Origin of the sequence: Brachybacterium sp. SGAir0954, from assembly GCF_005490785.1 — a bacterium.
Lineage (GTDB): Bacteria > Actinomycetota > Actinomycetes > Actinomycetales > Dermabacteraceae > Brachybacterium > Brachybacterium rhamnosum.
In genome coordinates, this window is sequence record NZ_CP027295.1 from 1,643,840 (window position 1) to 1,658,917 (window position 15,078).

Consider the following 15,078-nt stretch of genomic DNA (forward strand, 5'->3'; position numbering starts at 1 on the left):
AACCGCACAGGACGGAGGCTCCCATGGACGAGACCACCACCACCCGCGAGACGCTCCCCGAGCAGGGCGCGACGAGGAACGGGTCGCTGTACGGGACGGGGGTCGGGTCGTCGCCGGGCGGCGTCGCACCCGTGGTGCCCTCGCTGCGACCGGGCGGCGCGCAGGAGGTGCTGCAGGACCTCGAGACCGGCGTCATCACCTACGTGCTGGACACCTCGGTGCTGCTCGCGGACCCGCTCTCGCTGAACCGCTTTGCCGAGCACGACATCGTGCTGCCGATCGTCGTCATCACCGAGCTCGAGGCCAAGCGCCACCACCCTGACCTCGGCTACTTCGCCCGCCAGGCGCTGCGCATCCTCGACGACCTTCGCGACCAGCACGGCAACCTCTCCCGCCCGCTGCCGATCGGCAAGGACGGCGGGCACGTGCACGTCGAGCTCAACCACATGAGCACCGCCTCCCTGCCGGACGGCTTCCGCCTCGGGGACAACGACACCCGCATCCTCGCGGTCGCCAAGAACCTGCAGCTCGAGGGCAAGAACGTCGTGCTGGTCTCCAAGGACCTGCCGATGCGGATCAAGGCCTCCGCCTCCGGCATCCACGCCGAGGAGTACCGCGCCGAGCTCGCCCGCGACCGCGGCTACACGGGCATGGTCTCCGTCGCGACGGACGAGGCCACCGTCTCCCGGCTGTACGACGGCGAGGAGGTCGAGCTGCCCGAGGTCTCCCACCACCCCGTGCACACCGGCCTCACGATCACCTCCAACCGCGGCTCGGCGCTCGGCCGGCTCACCCGCGACAAGAAGGTGCGCCTCGTCCCGGGCGACCAGACCGTGTTCGGCGTCTCCGGCCGCTCCGCGGAGCAGCGCATCGCGATCGACCTCCTGCTCGACGACTCGATCGGCATCGTCTCCCTCGGCGGCCGCGCCGGCACCGGCAAGAGCGCCCTGGCCCTGTGCACCGGCCTCGAGGCGGTGCTCGAGCGCCGCACCCAGCGCAAGATCATGGTGTTCCGCCCGCTGTACGCCGTGGGCGGCCAGGAGCTCGGGTTCCTGCCCGGTGACCAGGGCGAGAAGATGGGCCCGTGGGGGCAGGCGGTGTTCGACACCCTCGGCTCGATGGTCTCCCAGAACGTCATCGACGAGGTCGCCTCGCGCGGCATGCTCGAGGTGCTCCCGCTGACCCACATCCGCGGCCGCTCCCTGCACGACGCCTTCGTGATCGTCGACGAGGCGCAGTCCCTCGAGCGCAACGTGCTGCTGACGATGCTCTCGAGGATCGGGCAGAACTCCCGGGTGGTCCTCACCCACGACATCGCGCAGCGGGACAACCTGCGCATCGGCCGCTACGACGGCATCGCCTCCGTCGTCGAGGCGCTCAAGTCCCACGAGCTGTTCGGGCACATCACGCTGCAGCGCTCGGAGCGCTCGAAGGTCGCCGAGCTCGTCACCCACGTGCTCGACGAACCGATCGACTAAGCGGCGGGCCGCCCGCCCCGGAAGCGTGGGACGGGCGGCTATCCGTTGAGCCAGCCGTTGATCTCCTGCAGGCCGGGGTGCAGGAGATCCGGGGTCCACACCGGGTCCGTCTCCGGATGCGCGCGGAGGAAGCGTGCGCGCCATTCCCTGGTCCGCCGGTGTTCGATCGCGCTCACCACGATCGCCAGAGCGGCCGTCGCCGCCCCGATGATCCCGAGGACGATCCCGAGCATGCCCGGCGCACTCCCGAGGATCGCCGTCGGGAGCCATCGGAAGGACAGGGATCCCCCGAGGGTGAGAGCCCCGATCACTGCGAGCGTCGACGCGAGGACCGTCCAGGGATGCCGCCGCCGGTAGTCGATGACGGTCGCCGTGCCGGTGCGTTCGAGGGACGTGGCCCAGTCCCATTGCTGCGCACGGCGAAACGCCCTCCTCGCGGCCCGCACGATCAGGATGCCGATCCCGGTGGAGAGCAGCACCATGAGCAGGACCGTGATCGCCCCGTTCTCCCCGGTCCGGTCCACGATCATCAAAGCCACCACGGCGAGCCCGATGAGGAGCACAGGGACGGGCAGCCTCCGGCTCGCGGTGCCCGATGGGGCAGCGCGTCGCCGCCCTGCGGTGACCCTGCGGCCCTCGAGACCCCGTTCGGCGCGTTCGCGCGCCACGACGACGTCGATCGGTTCGGGCCGGGACGTGACGACGGGCCATCTCCGGCGGAGCGACTGCAGACGTGCAGAGGCGCGAGGTGCGACAGCGAGCCACAGGCCGACCGTGAGCGCCGTGATGAGCACGCCGGGGACGACCATGAGCAGCGCGGTCCAACGTCCGCCCAGATCCGGTTCGTCGGCGATGAAGCCGTACACGGCGATCACGACGCCGGCGCACAGCACCAGCAGGGACAGGGCGAGCAGCAGGACGGCCAGCCGCTGTGCGGCCGTCCGCTCGAAGCGACGACAGTCCTGGGCGGAGATCGCCTGTTGCGCGGCCACGGACTCCGCCAGTCGTATCTCGACGGCAGGGAGCAGGAGCCAGAGCAGGACCGTGACCGTGAGGCCGATGCCGGAGACGAGTGCCATGCCCGCGAACACCGCGCTGATCGCGCCGTCGCCGAGGTCCGTCTCGGAGAAGTCGGTCCCACCGCCGAGGGTCTGGAGGGCCCCGATGAGGAAGACGACGGGGAGGAGCAGGAAGGTGAGCGGCGCTGCGGTGATCGACCATGCGGCGACGGTGAAGACAGCGCGCAGCAGTGCGAGAGGCGGCGGCACGGGCAGCGGCTGCACCGTGGGCGGAGGGGCCCCGCCCTCACGAGGACTCATCATGCGTGACGCCGCACCGCTGCAAGGCGGCGATGCGGCGTCACGGGCACCGCTCAGGCCTTCGGCGCGGTCATGGAGAGCACGTCGAGGGCGGAGTCGAGCTGCTCCTCGGTGAGCTCGCCGCGCTCCACGAAGCCCAGCGCGATGACGGCCTCGCGCACGGAGATGCGCTCCGCGACGGCGTGCTTGGCGATCTTCGCGGCGGACTCGTACCCGATCAGCTTGTTCAGCGGCGTGACGATCGAGGGGGAGGCCTCCGCGTAGAAGCGGGCCTTCTCCTCGTTCGCGGTGAGACCGGAGACGGTCTTGTCGGCGAGCACCGTGGCGGCGTTGGCGAGCAGACGGATCGACTCGAGCAGGCTCGTGCCCATGAGCGGGATCTGCACGTTGAGCTCGAAGGCGCCCTGCGCGCCGCCCCAGGCGATCGCCGCGTCGTTGCCCACGACCTTCGCGCACACCATGAGCACGGCCTCCGGGATCACCGGGTTGACCTTGCCGGGCATGATCGAGGAGCCGGGCTGGAGGTCCGGGATCGCGATCTCGCCCAGGCCCGTGTTGGGGCCGGAGCCCATCCAGCGCAGGTCGTTGCAGATCTTCGTGACGGACACGGCGATCGTTCGCAGCGCGCCGGACATCTCGACGAGGCCGTCGCGGGTGGACTGCGCCTCGAAGTGGTTGCGCGCCTCGGTCAGCGGCAGCGAGGTCTGCTCGGCGAGGTTCGCGATGACCTTCTGGGGGAAGCCGACGGGGGTGTTGATGCCGGTGCCGACGGCGGTGCCGCCCTGGGGGACCTCCGCGGTGCGGGGGAGGGCCGCCTCGACCCGCTCGATGCCGTAGCGCACGGCCGCCGCGTAGCCGCCGAACTCCTGGCCGAGCGTCACCGGGGTCGCGTCCATGAGGTGGGTGCGGCCGGACTTCACGACGCTCTTCCAGGCCTCGGCCTTCTCCTCGAGCGCCTCGGCGAGGTGCGCGAGGGAGGGGAGGAGGTGCTCGACGACGCCCTGCGTCACGGCGACGTGCACCGAGGTGGGGAACACGTCGTTGCTGGACTGCGAGCAGTTCACGTGATCGTTGGGGTGCACCTCGAGGTCGCCGCGCGAGGCGAGGGTCGCGAGCACCTCGTTCATGTTCATGTTCGAGCTGGTGCCGGAGCCGGTCTGGTACGTGTCCACCGGGAACTGGTCGTCGTGCTCGCCGGCGATGACGGAATCCGCGGCGGCGACGATCGCGTCGGCGAGGGTCCCGTCGAGGACGCCGAGCTCCTTGTTGGCGCGGGCGGCGGCCTTCTTCACCTGGGCCAGGGCGTGGATGTGCGCCGGCTCGAGGCCCTGGCCGGAGATCGGGAAGTTCTCCACCGCGCGCTGGGTCTGCGCACGGTAGAGCGCCGAGGCCGGCACCCGCACCTCTCCCATGGTGTCGTGCTCGATGCGGTACCCGTCCTGATCGGCGGCGCTGACGGTCTGGGACATGGAGGAACCTCCTGGTAGATGCTCGTTCGGGATGGTGGTCGGTGCCCCGCGGGGCGGGGTGGGTCAGGCCAGCTCGTGGGCCCAGGGCGGGTTCGCCCCGGCGCGGGACACGGTCACCGCGGCGAGACGGGCGGCGCGGCGCAGCACGCCGGCGAGCTCGTCGGAGGGCAGCTCGCGCAGCTGCTCGCGGTGCTCGGGACCCAGCAGGGTGCGGTGGGCGAGGGCGTCGAGCAGGCCGGCGGAGAACGTGTCCCCGGCGCCCACGGTGTCGACGACCTCGACGCGCTCCGGGGCGACCTGCACGCGGCCGGCGTCGGTGAAGCCCACCGCGCCCTCGCCGCCGCGGGTGAGCACGGTGACGGCCGGGCCGAGGGGGCGCCAGGACGCGACGACGTCCTCGACGTCGTCGGTGCCGTAGAGCCACTCGACGTCCTCGTCGGAGGTCTTGACGATGTCGCTCAGCGCGATGTTCGCCTCGACGATCGGCCTCACCCGCGCGGGATCGCCCATGAGGGTGGGGCGCGCGTTGGGGTCGTAGCTGATGAGGGAGGTCGCGCGGTGGCGGCGCAGCACCTCGGCGACGGTCGCGGCGCCGGGCGCGAGCACGGCGGCGATCGAGGAGGTGTGCACGGCGTCGATCCGCTCGGGCAGGCCGGAGGGGTCCGGGTCCCACACGAGGTCGAAGGTGTAGGTGGCCGCGCCGGTCGCGTCGAGCACCGCCTCCGCCGTGGAGGTGGGGGCGTCGACGATCGCACCGCCGGTGAGCAGCACGTGGGACTGCTCGACGTGCGCCCGGATCGCCGCGCCGCGCTCGTCGGAGCCGATGCGGGTGAGCAGGTGCGCGTCGTGTCCCAGGCGGCCCAGGGCCACGGCGACGTTCAGGGGGGAGCCGCCGGGGTGCTCCTGACGGTCACCGTCGGACTGGACGACGATGTCGGTGAGGGCTTCTCCGGCGATGAGGAATCTCGCTGTCACCGGGTGATCATCGCAGGTTTCGCGGGGAGGGGCGAACACGGGTGACAATGGGGGACATGCATGCCCAGCCCGAGGACTCCCCTGACCGCTCCGTCGCGACGGCGGCGGCCCCGGACGGCGACCCGGAGCAGGCACCGCGCACCTCGAACTACGAGCTCCCCTCGCGCAAGAACACGTCCCTGCGCAACATGACGTGGGCGCTCGGCATCATGATGGCCGTGGTCGCGCTGTTCGCGGTCGCGTTCTTCGGCGTCGGCAACGATCTCCAGCGGGAGGTCCCCGAGAACTCGCGGCTCGACGTGGCCGCGAGCGCGGAGCGCGCCCAGGCCGAGGTGGACTTCCCGGTCGCGCACCCGGTGCTCGAGGACGGCTGGACAGCCCGCAGCGCCCGCCTCGACGGAGCGGACCCGGCCGCGTGGACGATCGGCTACACGTCCCCCGCCGGGCACCTCGTGTCCCTCGAGGAGCAGGGCGAGGTCACCCCGCAGCTGCTCTCCGCGCAGATCCCCGGCTCCACCGTCCAGGAGGAGACGACGATCTCCGGCGCCGCGTGCCAGGTCCTCACCGGGGAGGGGGAGGGCGGCACCCAGAACGGCATCGCCTGCCAGGGGGAGGACTTCGGGATCCTCGTGCACGGCAAGGCCGATCCCGAGGAGCTGCGCATCGTGATGGAGGCGGCGCTCACCTCGATCGGCTGAGCGGGGTCGAAGGACCGGCCGCGATCAGCGCTCCTGCTCGCCCCCGCGGCGTGCGGCGACGGCGTCGTCCAGGCGCTCGCGGGCGCCGTCGAGCCACTGCTGGCAGCGGCGGGCGAGCATCTCGCCCCGCTCCCACAGCGCGATCGAGTCCTCGAGCCCGCCCTGCCCGGACTCGAGGCGGCGCACCACGTCGACCAGCTGGTCGCGGGCGGCCTCGTAGCTGAGGGTGGCGACGTCCTCCGGCAGCGGGGCCTGGTCCTCGCCGCTCGGCTCGACGGGCTCCACGGATGCATCGGGGCTGGTCATGAGGTCTCCTCGTGGGTCGGGGGGATGTAGGGGTCCTGCGCGGTGCGCTCCACGCCGAAGCGACCGCCGGCCACCCGCACGGACAGCGCGTCGCCGGGGGCGGAGTCGTCGGGGGAGCGGAGGATGCCGCCGTCGGGCGTCTGCACCACGGCGTAGCCGCGCTCGAGGGTCGCGAGCGGGCTCAGCGCGCGCACCTGGCGGCCCAGGTGCACCACCTCGTCCCGCGCGCGGTCCAGACGCGAGCCCATGAGCGTGCGGGCGAGCGCGATGCGGGAGCGGATCTCCTCCTCGCGGCCCGAGAGGATCGAGCTCGGGTCCTCGAGCACGGGACGCGAGCGCATCGCCTCGAGCGCGCTCTGCTCCCGGTCGATGCGGGTGCGGATCGCGGCGCGCAGCCGCGTGCGTCCCAGCGTCAGCTGGTCCCGCTCGGCCTGGATGTCCGGCACGACGCGCTTCGCGGCGTCGGTGGGGGTGGAGGCGCGGACGTCCGCCGCGAGGTCGATCAGCGGGGTGTCCACCTCGTGCCCGATCGCGGAGACGATCGGGGTGCGGGCGCCGGCGACGAGGCGCACGAGCTGCTCGTCGGAGAACGGCAGCAGGTCCTCGAGGGAGCCGCCGCCGCGGGAGATGACGATGACGTCGACCTCCGGGGCGGCGTCGAGCTCGGTGAGCGCCGCGGAGACCTCCTTCACGGCGCGCGCACCCTGCACGGCGACCTCGCGGATCGCGAAGCGCACGGCGGGCCAGCGCCGTTCCGCGTTGACGACCACGTCCCGCTCCGCGGCGGACTCGCGGCCGCAGATGAGCCCCACGGTGCGGGGCAGGAAGGGGAGGGGCTGCTTGCGGGAGGCCTCGAAGAGCCCTTCCGCAGCGAGGCTGCGGCGCAGCTGCTCGAGCCGGGCGAGCAGCTCGCCGAGGCCGACGGGGCGGATGTCGTCCGCCTCGAGCTGGAGGCTGCCGCGCTTGGTCCAGAAGGTGGGCTTCGCGTGCACGACCACGCGCGCGCCGGGCACGGGCTCCACGGGGAGGGAGCGCAGCACGTGCTCGCGCACCGGGACGGAGAAGGACATGTCGACGTCGACGTCCCGCAGGGTCATGAAGGAGAGCCCCGCGCCGGGCCGCCGGTTGAGCTGGACGATCTGTCCCTCGACCCAGATCGGGGACATGCGCGAGACGTACTCGCCGACCTTCACCGACAGCTGCCGCAGCGGCCACGGGTTCTCCGGCGTGGTCTCCGCCGCGGTGGCGGCGGGCGCGGGCCGCGGGGCGGCCGCGGACTGCTCGGGGAGGGGCTCGGTCATGGGTCCACTCTGGCACGCGCGGCGGACACCCCGGGCCCGCCACCGCCGGCGGGGGACGAACGGGCACTGGGGAGGAACGATCGGCGCGGGGTGCCGGGACGGCGCGTGATGTGGAGGTGTGGTGAGGCATGGCGCACCCTCGTGCCACGGGGCCTGCAGGTTTCCTACGATGGAGCGGTGAGCACCGGAACCGTCCTCCTTGCCGAGCCCCGCGGGTACTGCGCGGGCGTCGATCGCGCCGTCGTCGCCGTCGAGCGTGCCCTCGAGCACTACGACGAGACCGTCTATGTGCGCCACGAGATCGTGCACAACAAGTTCGTCGTGGACCGCCTGAAGGAGAAGGGCGCCGTGTTCGTCGAGGAGGTCGACGAGGTGCCCGAGGGCGCCCTGGTCATCTTCTCCGCGCACGGCATCTCCCCGAGGGTCCGCGAGATGGCGGAGGCGCGGAACCTCCGCACGATCGACGCGACCTGCCCGCTCGTGACGAAGGTGCACAAGGAGGCCGTGCGCTTCGCCCGCGAGGACTACGACATCCTGCTCGTGGGCCACACCGGCCACGAGGAGGTCGAGGGCACCGCCGGCGAGGCGCCCGATCACGTGCAGATCGTCAACTCCCCGGACGACGTCGAGCACGTCACCGTGCGCGACCCGGAGAAGGTCGTGTGGCTCTCGCAGACCACGCTCTCGGTCGACGAGACCATGGAGACCGTGGACCGACTGCGCGAGCGGTTCCCGACCCTGCAGGCGCCGCCGAGCGACGACATCTGCTACGCCACCCAGAACCGCCAGGTCGCGATCAAGAAGATCGCGCCGGACGCGGATCTCGTGCTCGTGGTCGGCTCCCCGAACTCCTCGAACTCGGTGCGGCTCATGGAGGTCGCGCTCGAGGCCGGGGCGAAGGCCTCCCACCGCATCGACGACGTCTCCGAGCTGCGCGAGGAGTGGTTCGAGGGCGTCGGCTCCGTGGGCGTCACCTCCGGCGCCTCGGTGCCGGACGTGCTGGTCCAGCAGTTGCTCGCCGAGCTCGCCGAGCGCGGCTACGGCGACGTGCAGCCCGTGCGCACCGCGACCGAGGACCTCATGTTCTCCCTGCCGCGCGAGCTGCGCCAGGAGATGAAGGCGGCCGGCGAGACGGACCGCCGCACCCGCCCGTCGGGCGACCGCGCGACCGCGGAGTCCTGAGCGGCAGGCCCTGGGCGCAGAGCCCAGGGTTCTGATCCCGGAGCGGCCCCTGGCGTCGGATCCTGGCGCCTCAGCCCGCGCGGTTCTCCCGCCCGGGGTCGCGACCGTCGGCCCCCTCCCCGCGGGCGAGGTCCGCGATCTCGTCCTCGCCGAGGCTGCGGGAGCGGCGCGTGAGCTGGTCGACCTCGTCGATCGAGGAGGCGGTGAGGCCCAGGTCCTCGAAGCGGCGCGCCGTGACCATGACCCGGGACTGCAGCGAGCCGACGGCGTCGTTGAACGCGGCGACGGAGGAGTCCAGGGAGCGGCCCACCTTGCCGAGGTGACCGCTCAGCGTCGCGAGCCGGTGGTGCAGCTCGCGGCCCGCCTCGAGCACCTCGCGGGCGTCCTTGTTCAGCGCGTCGGTGCGCCAGGTGTGCGCGACGGTGCGAAGCAGCGCGACGAGCGTCGCGGGGGAGGCGATCACGACGTCCTTGGCGAAGGCGTGCTCGAGCAGGCCGGGATCCGATTCGAGCGCCGCGGCGAGCACGCCGTCGCTCGGCACGAACATCACCGTGAACTCGGGGGTGTCCCCGAGGGAGGCCCAGTAGGACTTCTTCGCGAGGGCGTCGACGTGGCCGCGCAGGGCCTTCGCGTGGGCGCGGCGGCGACCTGCGGCGTGGTCCGGGTCGGTCTGCTCGATCGCGTCGAGGTAGGCGTCCATCGGGGCCTTCGCGTCGACGACGACGTGCCGGTCCCCCGCGAGATGAACGACGAGGTCCGGTCGCTGCCCGCGCTCGCCGCCGGCGCTCGTGCCCGCGTGCTGCTCGGTGAAGTCGACGTGCTCGAGCATCCCGGCGGCCTCGACGATCCGGCGCAGCTGCACCTCGCCCCAGCGGCCGCGGGAGGTGGGGGCGCGCAGGGCCGTCGTCAGCGCATGGGTGCCCGCGTCGAGCCGCTCGGTGCGCTCGGCGAGCTCGCCGAGGTGGCGGCGCAGGGCGCCGTCGGTCTGCGACCGCAGCTGCTCGGTGCGGGCGAGCGCCCGCTCCACCTGGGCGAGGGACTCGGAGATCGGGGCGAGGGTGCGGGTGAGCTGCGCGTCCCGCGCGTGCTCGGTGGCCTCGCGCCGGGCGCTGTCCCGCTCGAAGCGCTCCCCGGCGAGGTCCAGCAGGGCGGTGGACTCCGCCTGCCGGTGGCCGTGGCCGGCCTCCGCGGCGCGCACCCGCTCGCGCAGCAGCAGCCAGGTCACGGCGGCGCCGAGCGCGGCGCCGGCCAGGAGGATGAGGATCACGGTGAGGGCGTCCATCCGCCCAGCAGACCACGGTGGCCCGACGAACGACGCCTGCCGCGCCGTTCGCGTGGGGCGCTCAGGAGGCGGCCACGCGCTCCCGGGAGCTCTGGACGGCGCCGAGGTTCTCGACGGCCCAGGTGATGAGCGCGCCGAGCGGCTCGAGCAGGGAGCGGCCGAGCGCCGAGAGCTCGTACTCCACGTGCGGCGGGATCTCGGGGTAGACGGTGCGCTCGACGAGACCGTCGGCCTCGAGGGCGCGGAGGGTCTGCGTGAGCATCTTCTGGGAGATGCCGTCCACGCGCCGCGCGATCTGCGAGAAGCGCTGCGGCCCGTCCTCGAGGGCGTTGATGACGAGCACGGTCCAGCGGTCGCCGATGCGGTCCAGGAGCTGCCGGGACGGGCAGGCGCGCGCGTAGGGGTCGACGTCGAGGACGGTCATCGGGGTCTCCTCCGAGGGGAGTGGCGGAGCCGGCGGGGCGGCGGCGCGGGGACGGTTACCGGAAAGTGCCTACTTCCCAATGGAGACTAGGTTACCTACAGTGAGCATCGAGGTCCATGGCATGTGCTGTGGGTGATCATCATCAGTGGCGCCCCAGGGCGCCCGGAAGGAGAGCACATGGCTCGCATCGTCGTCCTCGGAGGGACCGGCTACGCCGGTACCGGCATCGTCACGGAGGCCGCGTCCCGCGGCCACGATGTCCTCTCCGTCTCCCGCACCGCCCCGGCCTCGCTCCCGGAGGGCGCCGCGCACCGCGCCGGCGACCTGCGCGACGAGACCCTCCTCCAGGAGGTCACCAAGGGGGCCGACGTCGTCATCGCCGCCTCCGCGCCCCGCGGCGACCTCGCCGAGCCCGGCACGCTCCGCGCCGCCTACGCCGCCGCGGCACGCATCGCGGGTGAGCAGGGCGCACGCTTCGGCGTCGTCGGCGGCGCCGGCTCCACGCTCGTCGCCGAGGGCGGCCCGCGGGTGCAGGACACCCCCGACTTCCCCGACGCCTTCAAGCCCGAGGCGAAGGAGCTCACCGACGTCCTCGAGGACCTCCGTGCGGACGCCTCCGGCCTGGACTGGTTCTTCGTCAGCCCCGCCGGCGGCTTCGGCGCCTACGCGCCCGGCGAGCGCACGGGCAGCTACCGCGTGAGCGACGAGGTGCTGCTGGTCGACGAGAAGGGCAACTCCGCGCTCTCCGCGGAGGATCTCGGCGTCGCCATCGTCGACGAGGTCGAGAAGCCCGCGCACCACCGCGCCCGCTTCCACGTCGCCTACTGAGCGGTCAGCAGGACCCGGCCCGGGAGTGAGACCGGTGGCTCACCGGATCCGCTCCCGGGCCCCGCGGCCCGCCCCGTAGAATCACCTCCCGTGGCTCTCTCTATCGGAATCGTCGGACTGCCCAACGTCGGCAAGTCCACCCTCTTCAACGCCCTGACCCGCGCGGAGGTCCTCGCGGCGAACTACCCGTTCGCCACGATCGACCCGAACGTCGGCGTCGTCCCGCTCCCGGACCCGCGCCTCGCGCAGCTCGCCGGCGTCTTCGGCAGCGAGAAGATCGTGCCCGCGACCGTCTCCTTCGTGGACATCGCCGGCATCGTCAAGGGCGCCAGCGAGGGCGAGGGCCTCGGCAACAAGTTCCTCGCCAACATCCGCGAGGCCGACGCGATCTGCCAGGTCACCCGCGCCTTCGCCGATCCCGACGTGACCCGCGTGGACGGCTCCACCGACCCGTCCGGCGACATGGAGATCATCACCACCGAGCTGATCCTCGCGGACCTCCAGACCATCGAGAACGCGCTGCCGCGGCTCGAGAAGGAGACCAAGCGCGGCGTCATCGAGGCGAGCGTCCTCGAGAACGTGACGAAGGCGCAGACGCTGCTGGAGACCGGCGTGACCCTCTTCCAGGGCGCCGAGAAGGCCGGCATCGAGGTCGCCGAGCTGCGCGAGCTGCAGCTCATGACCGCCAAGCCCTTCATCTACGTCTTCAACACCGACGAGGAGGGCCTCGCCGACACCGCCTCCCAGGACGCGCTGCGCAAGCTCGTCGCCCCCGCCGAGGCGATCTTCCTCGACGCGAAGTTCGAGGCGGAGCTCATCGAGCTCGACGAGGACGAGGCCAAGGAGATGCTCGAGTCCACCGGCCAGGAGGAGTCCGGCCTGGACCAGCTCGCGCGCGTGGGCTTCCAGACCCTGGGCCTGCAGACCTACCTCACCGCCGGCCCCAAGGAGTCCCGCGCCTGGACCATCCCGCAGGGCGCGACCGCCCCGCAGGCCGCCGGCGTCATCCACACCGACTTCGAGCGCGGCTTCATCAAGGCGGAGATCGTCTCATTCGACCACCTCCTCGAGGCCGGCTCCATGGCCGACGCCAAGGCCAAGGGCTGGGTCCGCATGGAGGGCAAGGAGTACGTCATGAAGGACGGCGACGTGGTGGAGTTCCGTTTCAACGTCTGACATCTTGACGGACGGCGGTGCGTGAGTGATCCCCGGGCGATCGAGGCGGATGCAGCTGCGTCTCGCCAGGAAGCACTGGGCGATCGTCGCTGCCACGGCGGCGCTGGCGGTCGGCGGGTGCGCGATGGCCTGGTCCTGGGGCATCTGGGGCGTGTTCGTCGCCTGTGCTGCTCTGACGTCGGTGGGTTCGACGGCGCCTGCTCTGCTGCTTCTGCCGCGGTCCGCGGTGACGCCGATGCTGGTCGCGCAGGTGGCGTCGTGTGCGGTGTGGTTCATGCTCATCGGATGGGGGCTGGTCCTGCTGCTGGACCCGGCGTACACCGTCGGTTGGGTGTTCCCGGGGAAAAGCGGCGTCGGCGCGCGTGTGGTGGACGAGGATGATGCATGGAGGATCGGCTGGCTGATACTCGGTCTGGGGCTCTTCTGCACGGTGACGGTCATCGCCGTCGAGATCATTCCTCGCCTCCGCCGTGCGCGGCGGGAGTCGTGACCTCGAGAACGTCGCGGTCCGGGGTGGGCTGTCCGCGGTGCCCGCGGGCCGCCCACCCGACGCGGTGGTTTCTCTCCAGAGGCTGCTCCGTGCCGGAACTTGGTGGAATTTCGTTTTGCCGTATATCCTCCGGTTGCGCGTGGTGTGATGCGCTTCCTCTGCGTTTGGTCACCGCGTTGCTGCCCTTGTCCATGTCCTCCCGGGTCCGCTCGTGTCGGTGGACAGCTGGATGACGGCCCTGCGAGCCGATCCGCGAGACGCGTTGCCATACGATTGAGCGGTGACGACTCCTATACGCCGCGAGATCGGCCAAGTCTTCATCCCGGTGCGGGACATCCACCGCTCTGCCGACTGGTACGGCAGGCTGCTCGGTGCGGAGGTGTCCCAGCCTTCGCATGACGACACGATCGTCGACGTCCCGATGGAACCGGGCCCCGGCCTTGCTCTGGACGCGAACGCGCCGTTCACGCCGGACGGTCCGCCACGCTTCTTCTGGTGGGCCGATGACCTCGGCGCAGTCGTGGCGCATGTGCGCGATCTCGGGGCCGAACTCGCCTCGGACGTCGTCGACATCGGGAGCGTGGCCTTCGTCCAGTTCCGGGATCCTGACGGGAACCTGCTCATGGTGTGCGCTCGAACGGAGGGCGACGAGTCCGCTCACACCGTTGTCTGACCGCCGGTGAGCGAAGACGCGGCTCATCAGTGCTGGCCCGCACAACGACAGTGGCGGAAGAGATCGCTCGGTGTCGGAATGGGGTGGAGTTCCGCTTCTCGAACTAAACCTTTGGTGCGCTCGCACTTACGGATCGGAGCCGACGCGCACAGCTTCGCTCGCTGTCAGTAATCAGTACCGTGTCGAAGTCGGCGTAAGCCCTCTGTGTCAGCCTTGAGTGAGATCCCCGGTGACCCTCTGTGGATCTGTACCCCGGAGTTGCACCCTTACTGCACAGTGACAGGTTGGTATGTACCGGAACTCGGTTGAATTCAGGTTCAATGTCTAATACAGGCTTCTGACCCACCTACCTGCGCATCAGTCCCTGACACCGGGCACTCCCGTAACATTGCGGGTATGAATGGGGCGCTTTCGAAGGGTCGAGCGAAGGTGCCACCGGCGCGGACTGGCCGACTCGACTCCACGGACCGCCGGTACGAGCCTTTCGTACGCCTCGTCCCAGCACCAGTGCGGCGGGGGGCCTCATCGTGGAGGTGGGAGGCGCCGGACGGGGGTGGTTCGTGGGACCTGCACATCGAGCACGTGGGTGCCCCGACGGCTCCGGTCCGAATGCTGCTGGTCCATGGAGCGGGAGGGAACGCGGCGGCGATGTGGCCCTATGCTGCACACCTGAGTCGCCTGGGCGCTCGGGTTACGGTGGTCGATCTGCCCGGTTACGGGCGAACGATCCGGGTGCGGCGTGGACGCCGCAGCGTCAGTTATGGCGACTGGCAGCAGCTGCTCGTCGATCTCGTGGGTCGCGAGCATGACGAGCGGCCACTGGTCCTCGTCGGAGCGAGCATGGGTGGTGCCCTCGCGGTCGACACCGCTGCAGTGACCGGACTGGCCGACCGGGTCATCGCGACCTGCCTGCTCGACCCGACTCGGCCGGGCATCGCTGCCGCCATCGTGCGATCCCCGTGGATAGCGCGGCTGGGATTGCCACTGCTGCAGTTCGCCCGGGGGCCAGCGGCGAAACCACGGATCCCGTTCCGCGTGCTGACCCCTATGTCTGCGATCTCGAACGACCCTGGCCTCAGTCATGCAGTGCTCACCGACCCGTGCGGCGGCGGTGGCGCGATGCCGGTGGGCTGGTACCGCTCCTTCCTCGAGGCGGGTCCGGCTATTCCACCCGAGCAATACCAAGGACCACCGGTCGTGCTGTTGCATCCGGCCGAGGATCGTTGGACTATGCCGGAGCTCAGCCTCGACTACCTTGGTCGGCTTCGCGGCAAGACCCGGGTCGTGATGCTTCCGGGCTGCGGCCACTTCCCCCTCGAGGAGCCCGGCTTCCAGGTCCTCCTGGACGAGGTTTCGGATGAGATCGAACAGTTGCTGGATGACCAGCGGAGAGGCAGCTGAGTCGGCCGTGCGCGGTGAGGGACCATAGCCCGGAGGCCGGTCTGGCCTGGTGAGGCGTGCATGCGTTCCCCGTCGT

Annotated in this window: 15 protein-coding genes; 8 read left to right on the forward strand and 7 right to left on the reverse strand. The window is 71.4% G+C overall.

The genetic code is table 11. The features are described from left to right. The first annotated feature begins 23 nt into the window (after positions 1-23). The gene (locus C1N80_RS07400; protein WP_205750688.1) at positions 24-1,478 is read left to right on the forward strand and encodes a PhoH family protein; all 1,455 of its coding nucleotides are present in this window, start codon (positions 24-26) and stop codon (positions 1,476-1,478) included. A 38-nt stretch (positions 1,479-1,516) separates the two neighbouring features. Here the strand turns inward: C1N80_RS07400 and C1N80_RS07405 are convergent, their stop codons facing one another. The 3 genes from C1N80_RS07405 to C1N80_RS07415 form a co-directional block, all read right to left on the reverse strand. Further along, positions 1,517-2,800 (reverse strand): hypothetical protein, encoded by a 1,284-nt coding sequence (locus C1N80_RS07405; protein WP_137770181.1) that lies wholly within the window; start codon positions 2,798-2,800, stop codon positions 1,517-1,519. A gap of 50 nt (positions 2,801-2,850) precedes the next feature. After that, entirely contained in the window at positions 2,851-4,266 is a 1,416-nt protein-coding gene (locus C1N80_RS07410; protein WP_137770182.1) for an aspartate ammonia-lyase, read from the reverse strand. 63 nt (positions 4,267-4,329) lie between these two features. Next, positions 4,330-5,241: a carbohydrate kinase gene (locus C1N80_RS07415; RefSeq protein ID WP_137770183.1), complete on the reverse strand. Its 912-nt coding sequence runs from the start codon at positions 5,239-5,241 to the stop codon at positions 4,330-4,332. Positions 5,242-5,297: 56 nt separating this feature from the next. Between C1N80_RS07415 and C1N80_RS07420 the strand changes: the two genes are divergently transcribed. Next, complete coding sequence (locus C1N80_RS07420; protein ID WP_137770184.1) at positions 5,298-5,939, forward strand: DUF4245 domain-containing protein; 642 nt, start codon at positions 5,298-5,300, stop codon at positions 5,937-5,939. Between the two features lie 24 nt (positions 5,940-5,963). Here the strand turns inward: C1N80_RS07420 and C1N80_RS07425 are convergent, their stop codons facing one another. After that, on the reverse strand, positions 5,964-6,245 hold the full coding sequence (locus tag C1N80_RS07425; protein ID WP_240811264.1) for an exodeoxyribonuclease VII small subunit: 282 nt from the start codon (positions 6,243-6,245) through the stop codon (positions 5,964-5,966). Beyond that, the gene (gene xseA, locus C1N80_RS07430) at positions 6,242-7,546 is read right to left on the reverse strand and encodes an exodeoxyribonuclease VII large subunit (RefSeq protein WP_137770185.1); all 1,305 of its coding nucleotides are present in this window, start codon (positions 7,544-7,546) and stop codon (positions 6,242-6,244) included. Before xseA ends, C1N80_RS07425 begins: the two co-directional genes overlap by 4 nt. Before the next feature lie 177 nt (positions 7,547-7,723). Between xseA and C1N80_RS07435 the strand changes: the two genes are divergently transcribed. After that, positions 7,724-8,728: a 4-hydroxy-3-methylbut-2-enyl diphosphate reductase gene (locus C1N80_RS07435; RefSeq protein WP_137770186.1), complete on the forward strand. Its 1,005-nt coding sequence runs from the start codon at positions 7,724-7,726 to the stop codon at positions 8,726-8,728. 70 nt (positions 8,729-8,798) lie between these two features. Here the strand turns inward: C1N80_RS07435 and C1N80_RS07440 are convergent, their stop codons facing one another. Both C1N80_RS07440 and C1N80_RS07445 read right to left on the reverse strand, forming a co-directional pair. Next, positions 8,799-10,010: a DNA recombination protein RmuC gene (locus tag C1N80_RS07440; protein ID WP_137770187.1), complete on the reverse strand. Its 1,212-nt coding sequence runs from the start codon at positions 10,008-10,010 to the stop codon at positions 8,799-8,801. Between the two features lie 61 nt (positions 10,011-10,071). Continuing rightward, the gene (locus C1N80_RS07445) at positions 10,072-10,434 is read right to left on the reverse strand and encodes a helix-turn-helix domain-containing protein (protein WP_137770188.1); all 363 of its coding nucleotides are present in this window, start codon (positions 10,432-10,434) and stop codon (positions 10,072-10,074) included. Positions 10,435-10,611: 177 nt separating this feature from the next. Here C1N80_RS07445 and C1N80_RS07450 point away from each other — a divergent pair, with 177 nt between their 5' ends. The 5 genes from C1N80_RS07450 to C1N80_RS07470 all read left to right on the forward strand — a co-directional run bounded on the left by C1N80_RS07450 (position 10,612) and on the right by C1N80_RS07470 (position 15,002). Then, positions 10,612-11,262 carry an NAD(P)-dependent oxidoreductase gene (locus C1N80_RS07450; protein ID WP_137770189.1) on the forward strand — a complete coding sequence of 217 codons (651 nt, stop codon included), beginning with the start codon at positions 10,612-10,614 and terminating at the stop codon, positions 11,260-11,262. Positions 11,263-11,352: 90 nt separating this feature from the next. Further along, entirely contained in the window at positions 11,353-12,438 is a 1,086-nt protein-coding gene (gene ychF, locus C1N80_RS07455) for a redox-regulated ATPase YchF (RefSeq protein ID WP_137770190.1), read from the forward strand. Between the two features lie 49 nt (positions 12,439-12,487). Next, positions 12,488-12,928 carry a hypothetical protein gene (locus C1N80_RS07460; protein WP_137770191.1) on the forward strand — a complete coding sequence of 147 codons (441 nt, stop codon included), beginning with the start codon at positions 12,488-12,490 and terminating at the stop codon, positions 12,926-12,928. A gap of 280 nt (positions 12,929-13,208) precedes the next feature. Continuing rightward, positions 13,209-13,601, forward strand: a complete 393-nt coding sequence (locus C1N80_RS07465) for a VOC family protein (protein ID WP_137770192.1) — start codon at positions 13,209-13,211, stop codon at positions 13,599-13,601. 648 nt (positions 13,602-14,249) lie between these two features. Next, positions 14,250-15,002: an alpha/beta fold hydrolase gene (locus C1N80_RS07470; protein ID WP_240811291.1), complete on the forward strand. Its 753-nt coding sequence runs from the start codon at positions 14,250-14,252 to the stop codon at positions 15,000-15,002. Positions 15,003-15,078 lie beyond the last annotated feature (76 nt).

Excerpts from the sequence above, each read along its gene's own strand:
- C1N80_RS07400 (WP_205750688.1), top strand. The coding sequence starts at position 24 with ATGGACGAGACCACCACCACCCGCGAGACGCTCCCCGAGCAGGGCGCG.
- C1N80_RS07405 (WP_137770181.1), bottom strand. The coding sequence starts at position 2,800 with ATGATGAGTCCTCGTGAGGGCGGGGCCCCTCCGCCCACGGTGCAGCCG.
- C1N80_RS07410 (WP_137770182.1), bottom strand. The coding sequence starts at position 4,266 with ATGTCCCAGACCGTCAGCGCCGCCGATCAGGACGGGTACCGCATCGAG.
- C1N80_RS07420 (WP_137770184.1), top strand. The coding sequence starts at position 5,298 with ATGCATGCCCAGCCCGAGGACTCCCCTGACCGCTCCGTCGCGACGGCG.
- C1N80_RS07425 (WP_240811264.1), bottom strand. The coding sequence starts at position 6,245 with ATGACCAGCCCCGATGCATCCGTGGAGCCCGTCGAGCCGAGCGGCGAG.
- xseA (WP_137770185.1), bottom strand. The coding sequence starts at position 7,546 with ATGACCGAGCCCCTCCCCGAGCAGTCCGCGGCCGCCCCGCGGCCCGCG.
- C1N80_RS07440 (WP_137770187.1), bottom strand. The coding sequence starts at position 10,010 with ATGGACGCCCTCACCGTGATCCTCATCCTCCTGGCCGGCGCCGCGCTC.
- C1N80_RS07445 (WP_137770188.1), bottom strand. The coding sequence starts at position 10,434 with ATGACCGTCCTCGACGTCGACCCCTACGCGCGCGCCTGCCCGTCCCGG.
- C1N80_RS07450 (WP_137770189.1), top strand. The coding sequence starts at position 10,612 with ATGGCTCGCATCGTCGTCCTCGGAGGGACCGGCTACGCCGGTACCGGC.
- C1N80_RS07460 (WP_137770191.1), top strand. The coding sequence starts at position 12,488 with ATGCAGCTGCGTCTCGCCAGGAAGCACTGGGCGATCGTCGCTGCCACG.
- C1N80_RS07470 (WP_240811291.1), top strand. The coding sequence starts at position 14,250 with ATGTGGCCCTATGCTGCACACCTGAGTCGCCTGGGCGCTCGGGTTACG.